Origin of the sequence: Microbacterium pumilum, assembly GCF_039530225.1 — a bacterium.
In the GTDB taxonomy this organism is placed as follows: Bacteria; Actinomycetota; Actinomycetes; order Actinomycetales; family Microbacteriaceae; genus Microbacterium; species Microbacterium pumilum.
Map to the genome: position 1 here is coordinate 4,071,131 of NZ_BAAAOH010000001.1, position 16,293 is coordinate 4,087,423.

The window sequence follows — 16,293 nt, forward strand, 5'->3', positions numbered from 1 at the left end:
AGGCTGACCGATGCTTGGCAGTGCCGGCCGCGACGAATCTGAGCCGGCCTTTCGCGGCGACGAGCCCGATGGCGCCGATGGTGGGGCGAGCGCTGGCCCACCCCAGCCAGTGAACTGGAATCTGCTCACCGCCGACGAAGCCGAGATCCATTGGATCGAGTTGAACAAGTGGGTGAACTGGCTGCGACGAACCTACGGCCTGCCGGCATCCGTGGTCCCGCCATTCTGGCACCGGCATCCGGAACTGGTTTGGGAGCTCTCCGCGCTGCACCTCCACTGGCTCTGCGCGTACGATCCCGATCAACACGCATCGGCCCCGCTCGGCTGGCACCACGACTTCGCCGATGCGCGCCAACGCCTCCATGATTGGGTCAGCCGTTGTGGCACACGCCTCGATAAGGATCGGCCGACACGCCAAACACTATGGCCAGGCGAAGACGCAGGCGACGCGATCGAAGACGTGGTCATCACAAACCGTGACGAGGACTTCGTGGCGTTCGTTCTCCACGATCTTCACAGCCGGGATGAGGCAGAGCGACTCTTCTACTCGACCATGAGCGATGGCGGGGCATGAGATCTTCTGATCTGTGGCGGCGAGTGTGGTGCGGATTCCGCGTGATTCCCGGTTTCACGCGAACGAGGAGTTTCTCCACGTCCGTGTGGGATCGCAATGGGGTCGAGATTCAGTGCGAGCTGCAACAACTTTGACTCAAGCTGCCCCTGTTTCTCTCGTCACTACCGAGGAGGTTTCCGGCGATCTTCGTTTCAGTCCGAGTCGATGCGCTTCGTCGTTCCGCAGTATCCCCGCTCAGGCGATGCTTCAGCGTTTAGATATCGGCGGAGGAGGCGGATACCCAGGTCCGGATCGAGGGCGCTCGCATGATATCCGCATTCGTTGCACGGTCGCTACGAGCAATCGAGCGCCGCGACGGCGACCGACAGGCAATCGGCCCGTCGCTGGTCAGTTGAACACTGGTACGTCGTGCCTGGAGCGCGGCACTCCTGATGCTTGACGGTACACACTGAGTACGCAACGGACGCCGAGTGATGCCGAGCTGAAAGCCGCGTCCACCGAGGATCGGGTCCTTGTCCGCCCGACCCAGTCCGGTCCCGCGACCGGAGGGCACTACCCTCGCGGGGAATAGCTCTCGCAACGCCCCCTACCGCTCGAACCCAGGTGGCGTAGTTCAACGGAGTAGATACCGAACGCCCAGTTCTTTCAGGTGCTGGTCAAACTGATCGTCATCGAGGCCGAGCGCCGAGAACTCGGGGCCGTAGGCGACGCGGACTACCCATGCGGCGAACGCGGTGTCGAAGCAGTACCGCATCGCGGAGAGTGGATCGTCATGCCGGATGTCGGCCTCGATCCGGCTGAGGAGCCCGACGAACTGGCCCTCGAACTCGGCACGGTAGGTCGCGCCGCGCTGAGCGACTTCTGCAACGGTGCTGGAGAGCAGGACGATTGCACGGAGGAACTCTGCGTTCTCGCGGAATCGTGCGCCCACTTCGCCGAGGGCTCCGCGTACGAGTTCTTCGGGCAGGAGGCCCGCCCAGCGTTCGTCACGTTCCAACTCGGACTGGCCGGCACGCACCCTGCCCAGCCCGTGCTCGTACACCGCGAGGAAGAGATCGTCCTTGTTGTCGACGCGGTCGTATATGAAACGCGGCGCGACGCCTGCCGAATCGCAGATCGCCGCGATCGTAAACCCCTCGTATCCGCGCTCCGAGAGTAGCTCGACGCCGGCATCGAGGACTCGCGCCCACGCCTCACGGCTGCGCTTCTGTCTCGGGGCGCGAATTGAAGTGCTCGTGTCTCCTCCTGAGATCCGGTCTTGACACATTGTGCCATCAAAGGATAGAACCGTAGTCACCGCTACGCTTTTGAAGTTCAACGACGAAGTCAGAGGATCCATGCTTCTCATCACCGGCAGCGCGCGACCGGCATCCGACGCACGCGAGCGTCTCGTCGCGGCAGCGCGCGAGATCACCGCGGCCACGCAGGGTGATCCCGGCTGCACCCTCTACCAGTTCGGGCTCTCCCTCGACGGCAACGTGATCGTCAGCGTCGAACTGTGGCGCGACCAGGCCGCGCTCGACGCCCACATGAGCCACGAGCACACCCAACGCTTCCTCTCGGCACTCGACGGACTCATCGACGGAGAACCCGTCATGCAGCAGACCGAACTCTGACACTCACCCGATCACCACCACTCAACGAGGAGTATGAAATGGCACGAAAAGGACGCGTCGTCGTCATGGGCGCAGGACCGGCCGGCATGGCCACCGCGCTCTCGATCGCGCAGACCGAGCACGACGTAATCATGCTGGAGCGGTATCCCGCCGCCCGACCCGCGGGCAACATCTTGAATCTCTGGCCACCGCCCATCAAAGCCCTCAGGCTGATGGGGGTCGACACCGTCGACCTCGGTGCACCCTGTCAGTCGGAGTTCCGCAGCGCCTCCGGTCGAGTGCGCGCCGTCGTGCATCTCCCCCAGGATGTGATCGATCAGTACGGCGGCGGATTCATCGGGATGCTGCGCCCTCAGCTCTACAGCCGGATGCTGGCCAGCATCCCCGAAGGCATCCTGCGCACCAACACCCAGGTCACATCGTTCGACCAAGACGAGAGCGGAGTCCGCCTCGACCTTGCCGACGGCAGCACCCTAGAAGCCGACCTGCTCGTGGGCGCCGACGGTATCGACTCCCTCGTCCGCCGCACCCTGTGGGGCGACGCGCCCAAGCGCGAGCACAACCTGCACATCATCGGCGGGTTCACCTTCGACGACACCCTCGACGTCCCCACCGGTCGCTGCGTCGTCTCGCATACCCGCACCATCCAGGGCAGTTGGACATCCATTCGCCACGAAGGCCGCGCAGGCTTCCAATGGTGGGTGCTCGGCGCGTTCGACTCCTCCAAGGAGTTCGCCGGGGACCTGCAGGCGACCGCCACCAAAATGGCCGAGGGGTTCGCGTCCCCGCTCCCCCAGCTCGTCGCCGCGACCGATCCGGGCAGCCTGCAACGCTGGCCGATCCGCGACCGTCCACCCCTGGAGAAGTGGTCAAAGGGTAGGGCGACTCTCGTCGGCGACGCCGCGCATCCGACCTCTCCGTATGCCGCCTACGGTGCCGGGATGTCGATCGAGGACGGCTTCTTCCTCGGCCGCCGCGTCGCCGGCGTCGACATCTCGGATGCCGGAGCGCTGACCGCCGCGCTCGAGAAATACGAGGCTCCACGCCGTGCGCACACCGCGTTCCAGGTCGACATTGCTTACAAGCTCGGCAAGATCTTCCACCACATCCCGGCCCCCGTACGGCCGATCCGCGACTTGTTCTTCGACCACAGCCCCTTCCTGCAGAAGATGATCGGCGACGGCACACCTGGAGAGATCCTCAAGCAACTCGACGAGATCGACGATGCGGAGCGCGAGTTCCAATCGAGGCGGGGTGCGTCGACGAGTGCCTGAGCTGAATGTCGGCATCGGTCATCCCCCGAAGGCCATCGTTGTCATCCAAGGCCGGGCCCCAGATGCGCACCTGACTCATCTGGGTGACCGGATCGGCTTCATGTCGTCGCCCTCGGACGCTGGTCCGCCGCGCATGATGCTCACACATTGTCTAGTGAGCAGCTCTAGTGGCGATGCCTTCCAAGCCGGCAGTGAGGAATCTGCTTGCGATGTCGCGGTCGAGGGGGTCGATCTGGAAGAGCAAGCGGAAGTAGAGGGGCGCGTATAGCAGTTCGGCGATGATCTCGGGAGCGAGGTCGGACCGGACCGTGCCCTCGTCCATGGCTCGTTCGATGAGTGAGTTTACTGCGTGAGAGCGCGGTAGCCAGAAGCGTTCCTTGAACTCGTTCATGGTCAATGCGTCGTACTGGCATTCGGCGATTAGCTGTGCGACCAAGCGACCTTCTCGCCCGGAGTAGATCTCTGCCAGCGATCCGAGGTGCTCGCGCAAAGCATCGAGAGCCGGAATGTCCTCGCGGACCGGAGTTCGCGCGACGTGGTTATCCAGGAATGTATCGATGATGAGCGCAGCCTTGCTCTGCCACCATCGGTAGATGGTCGTCTTGCTGACACCGGCTTCCTTGGCGATTCGCTCGATTGAGAGCCTCTGAACCGTGAGTGCTTCGGGCTGACGCTCGTCAAGCAACATCATCGTTGCTTCCAGAATCGCCCGGTGGCTCTGTTCGCTTCTAACGGCCATGTCATGAACCTTATTGTGAGTGGCGTGCTCGCACCCGCAGCCCGCCCGCGTTGCTGATGTCCGCTGCCACGACGAGGTTGGGCTGGCCGAGCGGGCGCTCCCGCTCCTTGGCCTCGGACCGCGCCTCCTAAAGTCATCGTATCCGAAACGGTACGTACTGTGTAGTATCGTGATGAAAACTCATTGCGAAGGAGCACTGATGCCCGGCACCGTTGATCCGTTCTCGATCGCGACTTTCGAGCGCGATGGGCAGAGCATCCCGGTTGTCGTGGCTGGCGGTCGTGCCCATGATCTTCGGACTGTCCTTCCCGATCTGATCCGCACAACGGACCTGTTTTCGCAGTGGGATGCGAACCTCGATGAGATCGCGCGCTATCTGGCCGATCATCCGGTCGGTGACGATGCGGGCATTGATCCATCGGCCCTGCGCCCGCTGCCGCCGGTACAACCAGTCGGTGCCGTGATTGCAGCGGGGGCGAACTACCGCGAGCACGTCCTGCAATTGTCGGTGGCGCACAAGTTGGGGCGCAGCGATGCGACCGACGAAGAGCTTCGTGTGGAGGCTGCTCAGGAGATAGATGAGCGCGCACGGGTCGGCCACCCGTACGTCTGGGCGGGCCTCTCCTCCGCCGTCTCTGGAGCTCGCGACGACATCCACTTGCCGGAGGTCGGAGAGAACGTCGACTGGGAGCTTGAGCTAGGTGTGGTCATCTCCCGTCCCGGGTTCGGGATTTCTCTCGAGGAGGCTGGCGATTACATCGCCGGCTACACGATCTGCAACGACTTGAGCATCCGCTCCCTGATCCCGCGTCGAGACGTCGCGATGATGGGGACGGACTGGTTCCGGTCGAAGAACGCGCCCGGGTTCTATCCGACCGGGCCGTATCTCACTCCGGCGCGTTTCATCGACGATGTCTCCGAACTGCGCATCCAGCTGTGGGTGAACGGTGAGATCAAGCAGGACGCGACGGTCGACGATCTGCTCTTCGATGTTCCGCAACTGATCTCGTACGTCAGCGCCCATGTCCCCCTCGAGGCCGGAGACATGCTGATCACCGGCTCGCCGGCCGGCAACGGTTCTCACTTCGGGCGCTTCCTGCAAGCCGGCGACATCGTGGAAGCAACTATCACCGGGCTGGGCACCCAGCGCAACGCTGTCATCGGCCGCACCGGCCAGCTGCCTCCTTGGTACGCCCAGGGCAACCGCACCGCTCCATAGTCACTCGATCCACCCACAAAGCTCCGTTCACGTCATCGAAAGGACTCACTGATGAGCAAGTACCTGTCCCACCTCTCGCACGTCGAGATCTACGCCACCGACATCGACGAGTCCGTCCGGTTATACGAGAACAAGATCGGACTCAAAGTCGTTGGCCGTGACGGCGACCGTGTCTTCTTGCGCTGCTGGGGCGACTACTACGCCTACAGCGTCGTGCTGCGCCCCGGCGCTCAGAGTGGAATGGTCCGGATGGCGTGGCGCACCAACTCGGATGAGGACCTCGACCTCGTCGTCGAGCGCATCGAAGCGACCGACTTCCGCGGCAAGTGGCTTGGGCCGGCGGACGGCCTCGGCCGCTCCTACGAATTCACCGGCCCATACGGTCACACGATGCAGCTGTTCTGGGAGGTGGAGCTCTACAAGGCCGAAGGCGAGGACGCCTCGACATACCCCGACCGTCCCGCCAAGCGCATCACCACTGGCATTGCACCGCGCCAGCTCGACCACGTCACGATCGCCTCGCCCGACGTTGAAGGCTTCGCGAATTGGTACCACGAGGTGCTCGGATTCCGGATCATGGCGTTCGCGAAGCTGCCAGAGCCGCGGATCACCTTCTTCGGCGTCACCACTACCAATGAGAAGTCGCACGACCTGGGCATCCTGCTCGATTCCTCCGACGTCCCCGGACGGATCCACCATTACGCGTTCTGGCTGGACACCCCCGACCAGGTCACCGAAGCCGCAGACGTCCTTGGAGAGAATGGCGTGCCGATCGAGTTCGGCCCCGGTTTCCACGGTATCGGTGAGCAGAACTACCTGTACTTCCGCGAGGCAAGCGGGCTGCGCATTGAAGTCAACTCCGGGGGCTACCGGAATTATGTCCCGGACTGGAAGCCGAACACGTGGGAGCTCAGCCAGGGCCCGAACGACATGTTCCGCAACGTCACCCTCCCGCAGTCCATGCTCGAAGCCTTCCCACCGGCTGCCAAGCCGACTGCGACGGAGCAGGGAATCGTCCCGGGAACAGAGGCCGACCTGATCGCGGCGGCCGCGGTGCACGCGAACCCGTGACCCGCGACCTGACGGCGGGCAGCGATCCAGTCATCGTCGCCGCCCGCCGTGGACCCATCGGACGCGCACGGAAGGGCGCGCTGGTCGATGAGCGACCCGAGGATCTATCCGTCAGCGTGCTGCGAGCGACACTCGACGCCGTCCCCGGTCTCGACCCGGCCATGATTGAGGACTTCTACCTGGGCTGCGCCGTGCCCGAAGGCGTTCAGAATGAGAATATCGCCCGGCGCATCGCGATCCTCGCCGGGTATGACTCGCTCCCGGCGGTGACCGTCAACCGATTCTGCGCATCGTCGCTGCAGGCGGCGCGGATGGCGGCGAACGCCGTCCGCGCCGGGGACGGCGACGTTTTCCTGATCGGTGGAGTGGAGTCCGTTTCCCATCAGCTCCCCGTGGAACTACGTCGTCACCCTGCGTTCGGCGATGCCGCCGCGCGCGTCGAGGACATCTTCGCCGATGCGGAGGAGTGGAGCGACCCGCGCCTCGGGGGTGTACTTCCGGATGCCTATGTCTCGATGGGCATCACCGCTGAGGTCGTCGCGCGTGTCACAGGCACGACGCGCGAAGATCAGGACGAGTGGGCGGCGGAGTCCCAGCGCCGTGCGGCGGCCGCGGAGCAGGCCGGCTTCTTCGCACGCGAGATCACACCATACCGACGCAAGGACGGCTCGGTGATCGATCGTGACGATGGGATCCGCCCTGCCACGACCGTCGGGGTCCTTGCTGAACTGCGCCCCGCCTTCCACCCCGCGGGGACAGTGACCGCCGGGAACTCGAGCCCACTTAATGACGGCGCGTCCGCGGCGCTGATAATGAGTGCCGAACGTGCCGTCCAACTCGGCGCCACCGCGTCAGCCCGCATCATCGCGACGTCAGCATCCGCACTGTCTCCCGAGATCATGGGGCTAGGACCGATCGAGGCTTCCCGTAAGGCCCTCGCACAGGCCGGACTGAGGATCGACGACATCGACATCATCGAACTGAACGAGGCCTTCGCCGCTCAAGTCGTCCCGACTGTCCGCAAACTCGGCGCACACCCCGATCGGGTCAATCCGTTCGGAGGCGCGATCGCCCTGGGACACCCATTCGGATCGACCGGCGTGCGGTTGCTCACAACGCTCATCAACGGGCTCCAGCACACGGATGGGGCACTGGGGCTGGCCACCCTCTGCGTCGGAGGCGGACAGGGCATGGCCATGATCATCGAGAGGATCCACTGATGCTGCGCCAGTCTCACTTCGTCCCGCCCGTCCCGATGATCATCGCAACTGAAACAGGACTTTTCGATCGCGCCGGTGTTCACGTCACGTCCACCGACACCCGGGGCAGCGACGCGCAGTTCGAGCAGCTCGCGGCTGGCGAACAAGACCTCGCCGTGACCGCCTTCGACAACCTGTTCGCCTGGAATCGCCGTGGCATCCGCCTACGAGCGATTGCCCAGACCGAGCGAACGACTCCCCTGGCGCTCTTCACACAGCCAGACATCTCACACCTTGAGGACCTCACCGACCGCACCTTCGCTGTGGACGCACTCGACAACGGGTTCGCGTTGGCCGCGCGTCGGATTCTGGCGGATTCGGCAGTCACCGTCCGGTTTGAGGAAGTGGGTGGTGTGCGAGAGCGGATGCAGGCGCTCGTCGCCGGCGACGTGGATGCGACGCTCCTCGGGCCACCTTTCGACACGATCGCGCAACAGCATGGCCTGCACCGGCTCGCGTCGATCAACGAGCTCCTCCCGGGCTATCCCGGGCAAGTCCTCGTGACCCGCGAGGACATCCTTAGTTCTCGTCGAGATGAGTTGCAGCGATACGTGCGGGTACTCGAGCAGGCGGTGGAACTCGCCCGTCGCTTGACCGACGAGGAAGGCATCGCACTGCTCGCCGGAACTGGCCTGCCGGATTCCGCTGCCACGGCGCTGTGGAACGAACGTCCCCGGACATTGCGCATCGATGTCTCCGGTCTGATCATCGTCGCCGGGGTTCGCCGCGACTTGCAGCTTCTGCCGGAAGACCAGGGCGATCTGAGCGGCCTGTTCGATGCCTCGTTCGCCAGCGAGCCGAAGCAGGCCTCATGAGACAACCGGTCGAGGAATGGCTCGGTGCGAAGGTCGTCTCCGAGGGCAACGGTACCGCCGTCCTGCAGATGACGGTCACGGAGCAGCACGTGAACGGCTCCGGCTATCTGCACGGCGGGGTGATCTTCAGCCTCGCCGACGCGGCCCTTGCCCACGCGGCGATCATCCCGCGGGACGGAGCGACGCTGAACGCTCAGATCGCGTTCATCGCGCCGAGCCGCCCTGGGGAGGAGATCACCGCAACCGCCACGACGAGCACCTCATGGGGAACCAACTCCCTCGTCGACGTCACCGTGCGCGCCGGCGACACGATCATCGCCGCCGTCCGCGGTCACGCGCGCCTCACATCGCGCTGACCTTTCACTCGGCCTGCAGTGCGGCTGCGAATGCCGCGTACTCTTCCATCAGCGCGGGGTCGTCGACCGCACCGAGGTCTGCCACATCCGCCAGGTCGGCTCCCTGGATGAGACGCTTGACCGGCACTTCAAGCTTCTTCCCCGTCCTCGTGTGCGGGATGCCGCGCATGACGATGATCTCGTCCGGCAAGTACCGCACCGAAAGATGCGCTCGAATCGCGGCGACGACCGCAGCACTCGCGGCCACGTCCTCCGCCCCAGGCGCGAGCTTGATGAAGAGCGGCATGTAGTAGTCATCAGCGCCGATCTCAGCTCCGACGACGAGTGCTTCGGCGACCTCGGGAAGTGCCTCGACGACCGTGTAGATGTCGGCCGAGCCCAGGCGCAACCCATTGCGGTTGAGGGTCGAGTCGGAGCGGCCGTGGATGATGATGCCGGCATCGTCGAACTCGATGAAATCACCGTGCCGCCAGACCCCGGGGTAGGTGTCGAAGTAGCTGGCGAGATAGCGGGAACCGTCGTCGCCCCAGAAATGCAATGGCATCGAGGGCATGGGCTGCGTGATGACGAGCTCGCCCTTGCCTCGAGTCGGGCTGCCGCGCTCGTCCCACGACTCGACACGTACGCCGAGCGCAGCTGCCTGAATGTATCCGACACGAACTGGGAGCGTCGGAACGCCGCCGACGAAGATCGACGCGATGTCGGTGCCGCCGCTCATCGAGCTCAGCCAGACATCCCCAACGTTCGCATACACCCAGCGGTAGCCGTCCGCGGACAGCGGCGACCCCGTCACCTGCACGCACCGCAGCGCCGATAGTTCATGCTCGTCATCGAGAGCCAGCGCAGCCTTCGCGCAGGCATGGACGAAGCCGGCGCTGACTCCGAGCACCGCGGTGCGCGTATCCGCAGCGACCCGCCAAACACGGTCGAGCGAAGGAAACGTCGGGTTGCCGTCGACGAGGACTGCCGTCGCGCCGATGGCCAGCGCGGACACGAGTGAGTTCCACAGCACCCAGCTCGTGGAGGCGACATTGAAGTAGCGGTCACCGGGGCGCAGGTCGGAGTGGATAAGCAGCATCTTCAGCATTTCGAGCAAGGCGCCGCCGTGACCGTGAACGATGCCTTTGGGTACGCCCGTCGTCCCTGACGAGAAGAGCACCCAGAGTGGGTGGCTGAACTCGACGTCCGCGTATTCGAGGTCGCCCCCTGTCGTGATCGCGTCCTCCCAGTCGACCGCGGTGGTGTTGGTGAGCGGGGGCGTGATGCTGGTGTGTCCCGTTGCCCAGACGACGCTCTGCACGGTCGGCAGAGCGTCGAGGATCTCGGCCAGCTCGGCCCGCCGGTCACGATCACGGCCCCCGAGTCGGTACCCGGGCGCGGCGATGACGACCTTCGGGGAGAGCTGCTTGAAGCGGGAGACGATTGCCCCGGGGCCGAACTCTGGCGCGCAGACCGACCACACCGCGCCGAGCGACACGGTCGCGAGGAATCCGACGACCGCTTCCGGGACGTTGGGAAGGATGCCGACGACTCGGTCGCCGACTCCCACCCCGGCCGCGCGCAAGTAGGCAGCCGTCCCGGCTACCTGCTGGCGCAACTCCTTCCAGGAGATCTCGCGGGAGTGGTTGTCCTCCGCCACACAGATGAGCGCGGTTCCGTCGTGGCCTTCGAGCAGCTGCCGGGCGAAGTTGACCGTCCGGCCTTCGAACCATCGGGCGTGCGGCATCGGATCAGTGGTCACCACTGGTCCGGCATCACCACCGAGGTCGACGCCAGCGAACTCTGCAAACAGTTCCCAGAACCGTTCCGGCTCGTCCACGGTCCAGCGCCACAGGTCAAAGTAGTCAGCACCGGGCTCGATACCACGCACCCGGAGGAACTCGGCAAAGCGTGCGACACCCGACGCGGACATCAATGTGTCGTCAGGCATCCAGATCACATCGCCGACCGCGGCGTGATCATCAACGATCATGGACGGTTCACCGTTTCAGCGCGCCCTGTCGCTGCGCCGCGATCTGTGACGCAGCAAGTGGTGGAGTGCCGATCAGAACGAACAGCACCCGGGCGGTCTTGTCCGTTCGGTTCGACCAGGCATGGCTGGTGGCCCGCTGCACAATGACATCGCCCGCGGCAACCGTCGACTCCCCCTCGTCAACGAGCAGCGTGATCTCGCCGGAGAGCACCACCGCGTAGTCCAGCGAGTCGGTGCGATGGAACCAGAAGTGCTTGCCGTCGCTGTGTTCACTGCCGGCTTCTGCGGCTTCATGACCGTCGATCTCAGTGAAGATGACCGAGTCTGCGGCATCGGGATAGACGGCGTCAGGCGGAAAGTCCGCGATCCGAAGAATTGTCTGACCTTCCGAGGGAAAGGAGGGGATGTCCGCGTCAGCGGCTGCAGGATCGTGATCAGTGACATGGTCGATGCGGCCGGGCGGTGTAGTCCACGCCACCGTCGCACCGAACCCCGGGATCGCGTCGGACTCGAACGAGTGCGGCGCGGGCCCGTCTGCGAGGATGATTGCCCGGCCTGTGTCGTCGTGGCCAGTGACGACGCGGCGCACCGGCAGGCGGGTCACGCGTCCACCTCGTCGTCGAACGGATAGGGGCGCGGCTCCGGCCACCACGGTGGAACCTCCTTCTCCGGGGAGACCTGATTCCTCAGAGTGCCGACGCCCTCCAACTCGAGCTCGACGACATCCCCCGGCTGCACGAACCGGTCGATCTCAACCCCTGCGCCGAACCCCATCGTCCCTGATCCGATGAGGTCGCCTGGTTGCAGGCCGTCGAATATCGAGACGTATGCAACCAGCTCGGCCGGCGTGTAGACGAAGTTCTCCACCCGGGTGTCCGCGCGGACTTCGCCGTTTACGCGCACCTGGCCCACCAGCCCCTCAATCGAGGGGATCTCATCAATTGTCGTGATCCACGGCCCGATGCCGTATGCGAAGTCCTTGCTGTGCTGGGCACCCATGCCAATCGGCCCTTCGAGCGCTTGCACGTCGCGGAGGCTCCAGTCGTTGAAGATCGTGATTCCGAACACATGCCGCATCGCTTGGTCCGGGGTTAGATTCCGGCCAGGCTTGCCGACGATGTACCCAATCTCGAGTTCGTAATCGAGTTTCTCCGAGATGTTCGGATACGGAATGACCTCGTCGTGACCGTAAATGGTCGCGGTCGAGCCCTTGAAGAATCCCGGGCGTTCGTACACCGCGCGCACAGGCTTGGATCGCACGACGTTCCGGAAGTAGTTCTCGATGTGGGTCCCGAAAGTGAGACCGTCACGGATGACGGGTGGGTCCACCGCCGCCCTCCATGTCACATCATGGAGCGAGGTTGATGCGTCGTCTGCGGCGGTCAGCGCTCGGTGTGCGTTCTCGAGGAACGCGTCGCCTGCAGCGATGCCGGCGGAGAGGCTGCCCGGAAAGATCGAAAGAGCGATCTGGCGGGATCGCTCCGTAGTTGCCCCTCCCCTTTGGAGAGCGAGAGCGAATGCACGAGCGAGGTCGATCACACGCCCGGCTTCCGGTTCGACGGCCACGACGCGAATCTGCTCTCCGTCGTGGCCGGATACGGTGATGCGTCCCAGTTTCATCGCTCTCCTTCGAGTATCAACTTAATGTGTACGATACGTGCTGTTTCGAATGCTAGTCAAGTGCGCACAAGTGGTCTTGCGCATTCGATACGGCACGTTTAGTATCTGACCAGTTGGACTCTTCACATTGGAGTGACGGATGACTTCACCGGCGCGTAAGCCGACTGCCGCGATCATTGGCGCGGGCCCCGCGGGACTCTCCGCGGCCCTCGGGCTTCACCAGAAGGGATGGGACGTCCGCCTGTACGAGCGATACCCCGAGGTCAAGGCGGCCGGCAACATTCTCAACTTGTGGCCGGCACCGCAGAAGGCGCTGCGAGCGCTTGGCGTCGATACGGAGAACCTCGGCGCGCCCGCTTACACTCAGTTGCGTCGATACGACGGACGAGTGCGCGCCGAGTTTCGTATGCCGGAAGCCGTGGCTCGTGAGTACAACGGCGGTTTCATCGGGCTGATTCGCTGGGGGCTTTATAAGCGCATGCTCGATGCCCTGCCGGAAGGCGTGCTGAAGCTCTCGCACAAGTTCGTTGGCCTCTCCGACCGCGGCGACTCGGTGCGAGTCGAGTTCGACGAAGGCGAACCGGTCGAGGTCGACCTAGTGATCGGCGCTGATGGCATCGACTCCTCCGTGCGCAAGGCCATCTGGGGTGACTCACCCAAGCGTTACCACGGTCTACACCTCATGGGCGGCTGGTTCCTTGGCGACGAACCAATCGGCACGCGTGGTGTCTTCGCACACGACCGCACTGTCCAGGGAAGCTACACGCCGATTCGTCATGAAGGCCGTGACGGCTACGAGTGGTGGGTGTTGGAAAAGTGGACGTCAAAGGAGCCGTTCACGGAAACCGACATCCGGAAATACGCCCTCGAGCGCGTGAGCCATTTCGATGAGCCACTGCCCACGTTCATCAGGAAGACGCCGCCAGAGAACACACACCGCTGGGAGATCGTCGATCGCGAGCCGATCAAGCAGTGGGCGAAGGGTCGTGTCACGATCATCGGCGACGCCGCACATCCCACATCGCCCTATGCCGCGTACGGTGCCGGAATGTCCATCGAGGATGGATACTTCATCGCCAAGGAACTCGCGGACGTGGACGGATCGGACACGGCGGTCCTCATCAACGCACTGCAGCGGTTCGAGGACATGCGGAAGCCTCACACCGGCCCCGTCAGCCAAGGCGCTTACATCACAGGCAAGATCTTCCACCACGCACCGGCGCCGCTGCGCCCCCTCAGGGACTTCATGTTCGACCACACCCCGTTCCTCCAGAAGAATCAGGGCGACGCCGTTCCGGCGCAGACGATCGCGCAACTCGATCTGATCGAAGATGCGCCGTCGCCGCACGTGTCAGCCGGCTAACACGTCGAGTCTGGTCGCGTCGTCCGAGCGCGGCGTCACATTTCGTTGAGTACTTGCGCCAGGAGGCCGAGTGACTTGGTGAAGCGGACCGGCTGCCCGGCGACGTGGACCTATTCGAGCATCGCGCCGATCCCGATTCACGGGGCCACGGTGCGTATCAGGCGAAGTCTTCGATTCGCCATTCGTCGCGCCAGTCGATCACGGGCCTGTCCTCATCGAATCGAAGGGGTAGCCAGACATACACGGCGCGGGACGTGTCCGCGTCGGGCAGCTCCATCGCTTCTGTGGCATCTCCCGTTGCATTCTCGGTGAATGCCACGCGGAAGGCCTCTTCCTTGTTTGATTCCGCAGCTGCGAGGTCCGGCAGCCAGCGGTCCCCCAGGGCGATGTAGAGGTCGCGTTTGTGTGGGTGACGGAAGATTGAGCTGATCTGAGTGCGGTACGACGTGCGGCTGGTGTCGAAGGGGTGCGGGTCGCCGAGGACCGCGAAGGGCCCGTGGTAGGAGGGCGCCGCAGCGACCTCGGAGGGGTTCGGGTAGTACCAGGAGGTCCCCGAAGTGATGAGGTGGTGGCGGGATCCGCGGCGGAAGTATGCCGGCGCTTCTCGAACGTCTGGTGGCTGAGCGCGGGGGAAGTGGGTGGAGTAGTACCCGGTGACGGCGGTGTAGTCATCTGTGAGATCTGCGCAGATGAGTTCGCTGTGCACACGTTCGAAGTAGTAATAGCCCTTCCCGTCCGTGGGGTCCACGACGAGGTCGAAGTCACCGGCGTTCATACCCAGCGGGCGGTAGTCACTGCTGACGATTTCGTACGGTCCGAGGAACGCGTCCGCGGTGAGGATCGTGGAGAGCTGTTCGTGCCCGGTGCCCATAATCTTGACCCAGCACACGTACTTGCCGGTGCGCGTGTTGTGGATGATGTGGGGGCGGTCGACGAACCGTGAGGGGTGGAACGGCGAGTCGGGATCGTCCGGGGTCGGCGGAATCAGCAGGCCCCGGTCTTCCCAGTTGTAGAGGTCCGTCGAGGAGTAGCAACGGATGCCCCAGTGCCAGATGCCGCTGCCAGGCGTGGTGTGCTCCTTGTTCTCCCCGTACCAGTAGAAGACTCCGTCTTCGTGGAAGATCGAGCCGGCGTGGCTTTGGATCGGCTTCCCGCCGGTGTCCAGCCACTCAGCGCCGGGCCTGATCGAGTCGTAGGTCACCGGTCCAGCGTTTCGCGCGGGGTGATGGGGATGAGACCGCCTTCGCCGAACACGTACTCTGCGAACCGGCGTCCGACTTCTCGGTAGAGAGTGGCGTCAGGGTGTAGGCCGTCGGGCATCGAGTACGTGGCGGTGTCCGCTTCGCCGTAAAGCAGTTGCCCGTCGAGGTAATGGATGGCCTCCCCCTCGCTCTGTCGAACCTCCACGACGTGGCGGAGATGGTCGCGGGAGATGGCGAGGCTGAGCGCTCCGGTGGCGATGTCGGCTTCAGTGCCAAGGGCCTTGAACCGGTAGGCCCCACCCGGGAGGTCTTCGCGTGCGGTGGGTCCTGGTCGGTCTTCGTTTCCCGGCCAGAGGAGCGAGGACGCGACCACGATCGGGGTGGTGGGGTGCCCGACCCGGATGCGGTCGATGAATCCATGCACACCGGGCACGAACGTGCGCTGGTCCATCGCGCGGGCGCCGACGATGTTTATCCCGATTTTGAGGGTGATCACGTCAGCGGGCGTAGCGGCGATGGCGTCGGCGACGAAGGGGTCAAGCATGCACTGCCCCGCGAAGCCGAGATTGATGACATTGAGTCCCGCGTAGTCGGCTGCGACCAACGGCCATGGCGCGGTCGGTTTGTCGGGTTCACTGCCGTGAGAGATCGAGCTGCCGTGGTGGATCCATACCGGGCGTGCGGGGGGTGTGCCGGGTTCGATGGGCTGGTTGCCGTAGACATCGACGAGGTCGACCATCATGATCTGCGGAAGCAGAATTTCCACGGTCTTCTCACCGGCGGGTAAGCCGCTGAATTCGAGGAGGGAGCTTTCGCGGATGTCCTCAGTGCCGAGGTCGTCTCCGGTCAGGCTGGTCATCTCGATGGCGTCGGTGGGGCTCTTGACGATAGCGATCTCGCGACCGTCGACGCGGGCGACGAAGCTGTTCTCCTCCGCGAGGATGTCGGCCACTTTGAGTCTGGTGCATTTCACGCGCAGATTCACCACGGTCGACGCGGTGGTCAGCGTGAGCCTCACGCCTGCGGGTCGAGTGGTGGTTGCTCGCACGTGCGCGGAGTGAGGAGGGAAGTGCGACCAGTAGCGCTGCGGGATGCGAACGGGCCGGATGGCGCCGTCGACGTTCTGCAGTTCGAGGTGTCCGCTGATGTGCACCACGCTGGCGCCGATGCGGACTGTTTCCCCGAACGTCGTAATGGTGGGGGTCTCCGTCAT

The 16,293-nt window shown here is 64.3% G+C and carries 16 protein-coding genes; 9 read left to right on the plus strand and 7 right to left on the minus strand.

The window, feature by feature from the left end; all coding sequences use genetic code 11:
* The first annotated feature begins 10 nt into the window (after window positions 1–10).
* Window positions 11–574, plus strand: coding sequence for a hypothetical protein (locus ABD188_RS18350; protein WP_344065739.1), 564 nt, complete (start codon window positions 11–13; stop codon window positions 572–574).
* Window positions 575–1,187: 613 nt separating this feature from the next.
* Here the strand turns inward: ABD188_RS18350 and ABD188_RS18355 are convergent.
* A complete protein-coding gene (locus tag ABD188_RS18355) occupies window positions 1,188–1,841 on the minus strand; it encodes a TetR/AcrR family transcriptional regulator (protein WP_344065741.1) in 654 nt (217 codons plus the stop codon).
* Window positions 1,842–1,911: 70 nt separating this feature from the next.
* On the opposite strand from ABD188_RS18355, the gene ABD188_RS18360 reads away from it, so the two are divergent.
* Complete coding sequence (locus ABD188_RS18360) at window positions 1,912–2,190, plus strand: putative quinol monooxygenase (RefSeq protein ID WP_344065745.1); 279 nt, start codon at window positions 1,912–1,914, stop codon at window positions 2,188–2,190.
* A 38-nt stretch (window positions 2,191–2,228) separates the two neighbouring features.
* Complete coding sequence (locus ABD188_RS18365) at window positions 2,229–3,464, plus strand: FAD-dependent oxidoreductase (protein WP_344065748.1); 1,236 nt, start codon at window positions 2,229–2,231, stop codon at window positions 3,462–3,464.
* A gap of 151 nt (window positions 3,465–3,615) precedes the next feature.
* On the opposite strand, the gene ABD188_RS18370 is transcribed toward ABD188_RS18365, so the two are convergent.
* Window positions 3,616–4,203, minus strand: a complete 588-nt coding sequence (locus tag ABD188_RS18370; protein WP_344065751.1) for a TetR/AcrR family transcriptional regulator — start codon at window positions 4,201–4,203, stop codon at window positions 3,616–3,618.
* 199 nt (window positions 4,204–4,402) lie between these two features.
* Between ABD188_RS18370 and ABD188_RS18375 the strand changes: the two genes are divergently transcribed.
* The 5 genes from ABD188_RS18375 to ABD188_RS18395 are packed head-to-tail and all read left to right on the plus strand — an operon-like array spanning window position 4,403 to window position 8,923.
* Window positions 4,403–5,422: a fumarylacetoacetate hydrolase family protein gene (locus ABD188_RS18375; protein WP_344065754.1), complete on the plus strand. Its 1,020-nt coding sequence runs from the start codon at window positions 4,403–4,405 to the stop codon at window positions 5,420–5,422.
* Between the two features lie 51 nt (window positions 5,423–5,473).
* A complete protein-coding gene (locus ABD188_RS18380; RefSeq protein ID WP_344065757.1) occupies window positions 5,474–6,493 on the plus strand; it encodes a VOC family protein in 1,020 nt (339 codons plus the stop codon).
* Window positions 6,490–7,713 carry an acetyl-CoA C-acyltransferase gene (locus tag ABD188_RS18385; RefSeq protein ID WP_344065760.1) on the plus strand — a complete coding sequence of 408 codons (1,224 nt, stop codon included), beginning with the start codon at window positions 6,490–6,492 and terminating at the stop codon, window positions 7,711–7,713. Before ABD188_RS18380 ends, ABD188_RS18385 begins: the two co-directional genes overlap by 4 nt.
* Entirely contained in the window at window positions 7,713–8,567 is an 855-nt protein-coding gene (locus ABD188_RS18390; protein WP_344065764.1) for an ABC transporter substrate-binding protein, read from the plus strand. Before ABD188_RS18385 ends, ABD188_RS18390 begins: the two co-directional genes overlap by 1 nt.
* Window positions 8,564–8,923, plus strand: coding sequence for a hotdog fold thioesterase (locus ABD188_RS18395; protein ID WP_344065767.1), 360 nt, complete (start codon window positions 8,564–8,566; stop codon window positions 8,921–8,923). The genes ABD188_RS18390 and ABD188_RS18395 overlap by 4 nt, the downstream gene beginning before the upstream one ends.
* Before the next feature lie 4 nt (window positions 8,924–8,927).
* Here the strand turns inward: ABD188_RS18395 and ABD188_RS18400 are convergent, their stop codons facing one another.
* Genes ABD188_RS18400 through ABD188_RS18410 form a run of 3 tightly spaced genes read right to left on the minus strand, consistent with a single transcriptional unit; the run spans window position 8,928 to window position 12,461 of the window.
* Complete coding sequence (locus ABD188_RS18400) at window positions 8,928–10,853, minus strand: acetoacetate--CoA ligase (RefSeq protein ID WP_344065770.1); 1,926 nt, start codon at window positions 10,851–10,853, stop codon at window positions 8,928–8,930.
* A gap of 49 nt (window positions 10,854–10,902) precedes the next feature.
* A complete protein-coding gene (locus ABD188_RS18405) occupies window positions 10,903–11,499 on the minus strand; it encodes a cupin domain-containing protein (protein WP_344065773.1) in 597 nt (198 codons plus the stop codon).
* Window positions 11,496–12,461 (minus strand): fumarylacetoacetate hydrolase family protein, encoded by a 966-nt coding sequence (locus ABD188_RS18410; RefSeq protein WP_344065776.1) that lies wholly within the window; start codon window positions 12,459–12,461, stop codon window positions 11,496–11,498. Before ABD188_RS18410 ends, ABD188_RS18405 begins: the two co-directional genes overlap by 4 nt.
* A 193-nt stretch (window positions 12,462–12,654) precedes the next feature.
* On the opposite strand from ABD188_RS18410, the gene ABD188_RS18415 reads away from it, so the two are divergent.
* A complete protein-coding gene (locus ABD188_RS18415; RefSeq protein ID WP_344065779.1) occupies window positions 12,655–13,878 on the plus strand; it encodes an FAD-dependent oxidoreductase in 1,224 nt (407 codons plus the stop codon).
* A 157-nt stretch (window positions 13,879–14,035) separates the two neighbouring features.
* Here the strand turns inward: ABD188_RS18415 and ABD188_RS18420 are convergent, their stop codons facing one another.
* Window positions 14,036–15,079: a family 43 glycosylhydrolase gene (locus tag ABD188_RS18420; RefSeq protein WP_344065782.1), complete on the minus strand. Its 1,044-nt coding sequence runs from the start codon at window positions 15,077–15,079 to the stop codon at window positions 14,036–14,038.
* Window positions 15,076–16,293: an SGNH/GDSL hydrolase family protein gene (locus ABD188_RS18425; protein WP_344065785.1), complete on the minus strand. Its 1,218-nt coding sequence runs from the start codon at window positions 16,291–16,293 to the stop codon at window positions 15,076–15,078. The genes ABD188_RS18420 and ABD188_RS18425 overlap by 4 nt, the downstream gene beginning before the upstream one ends.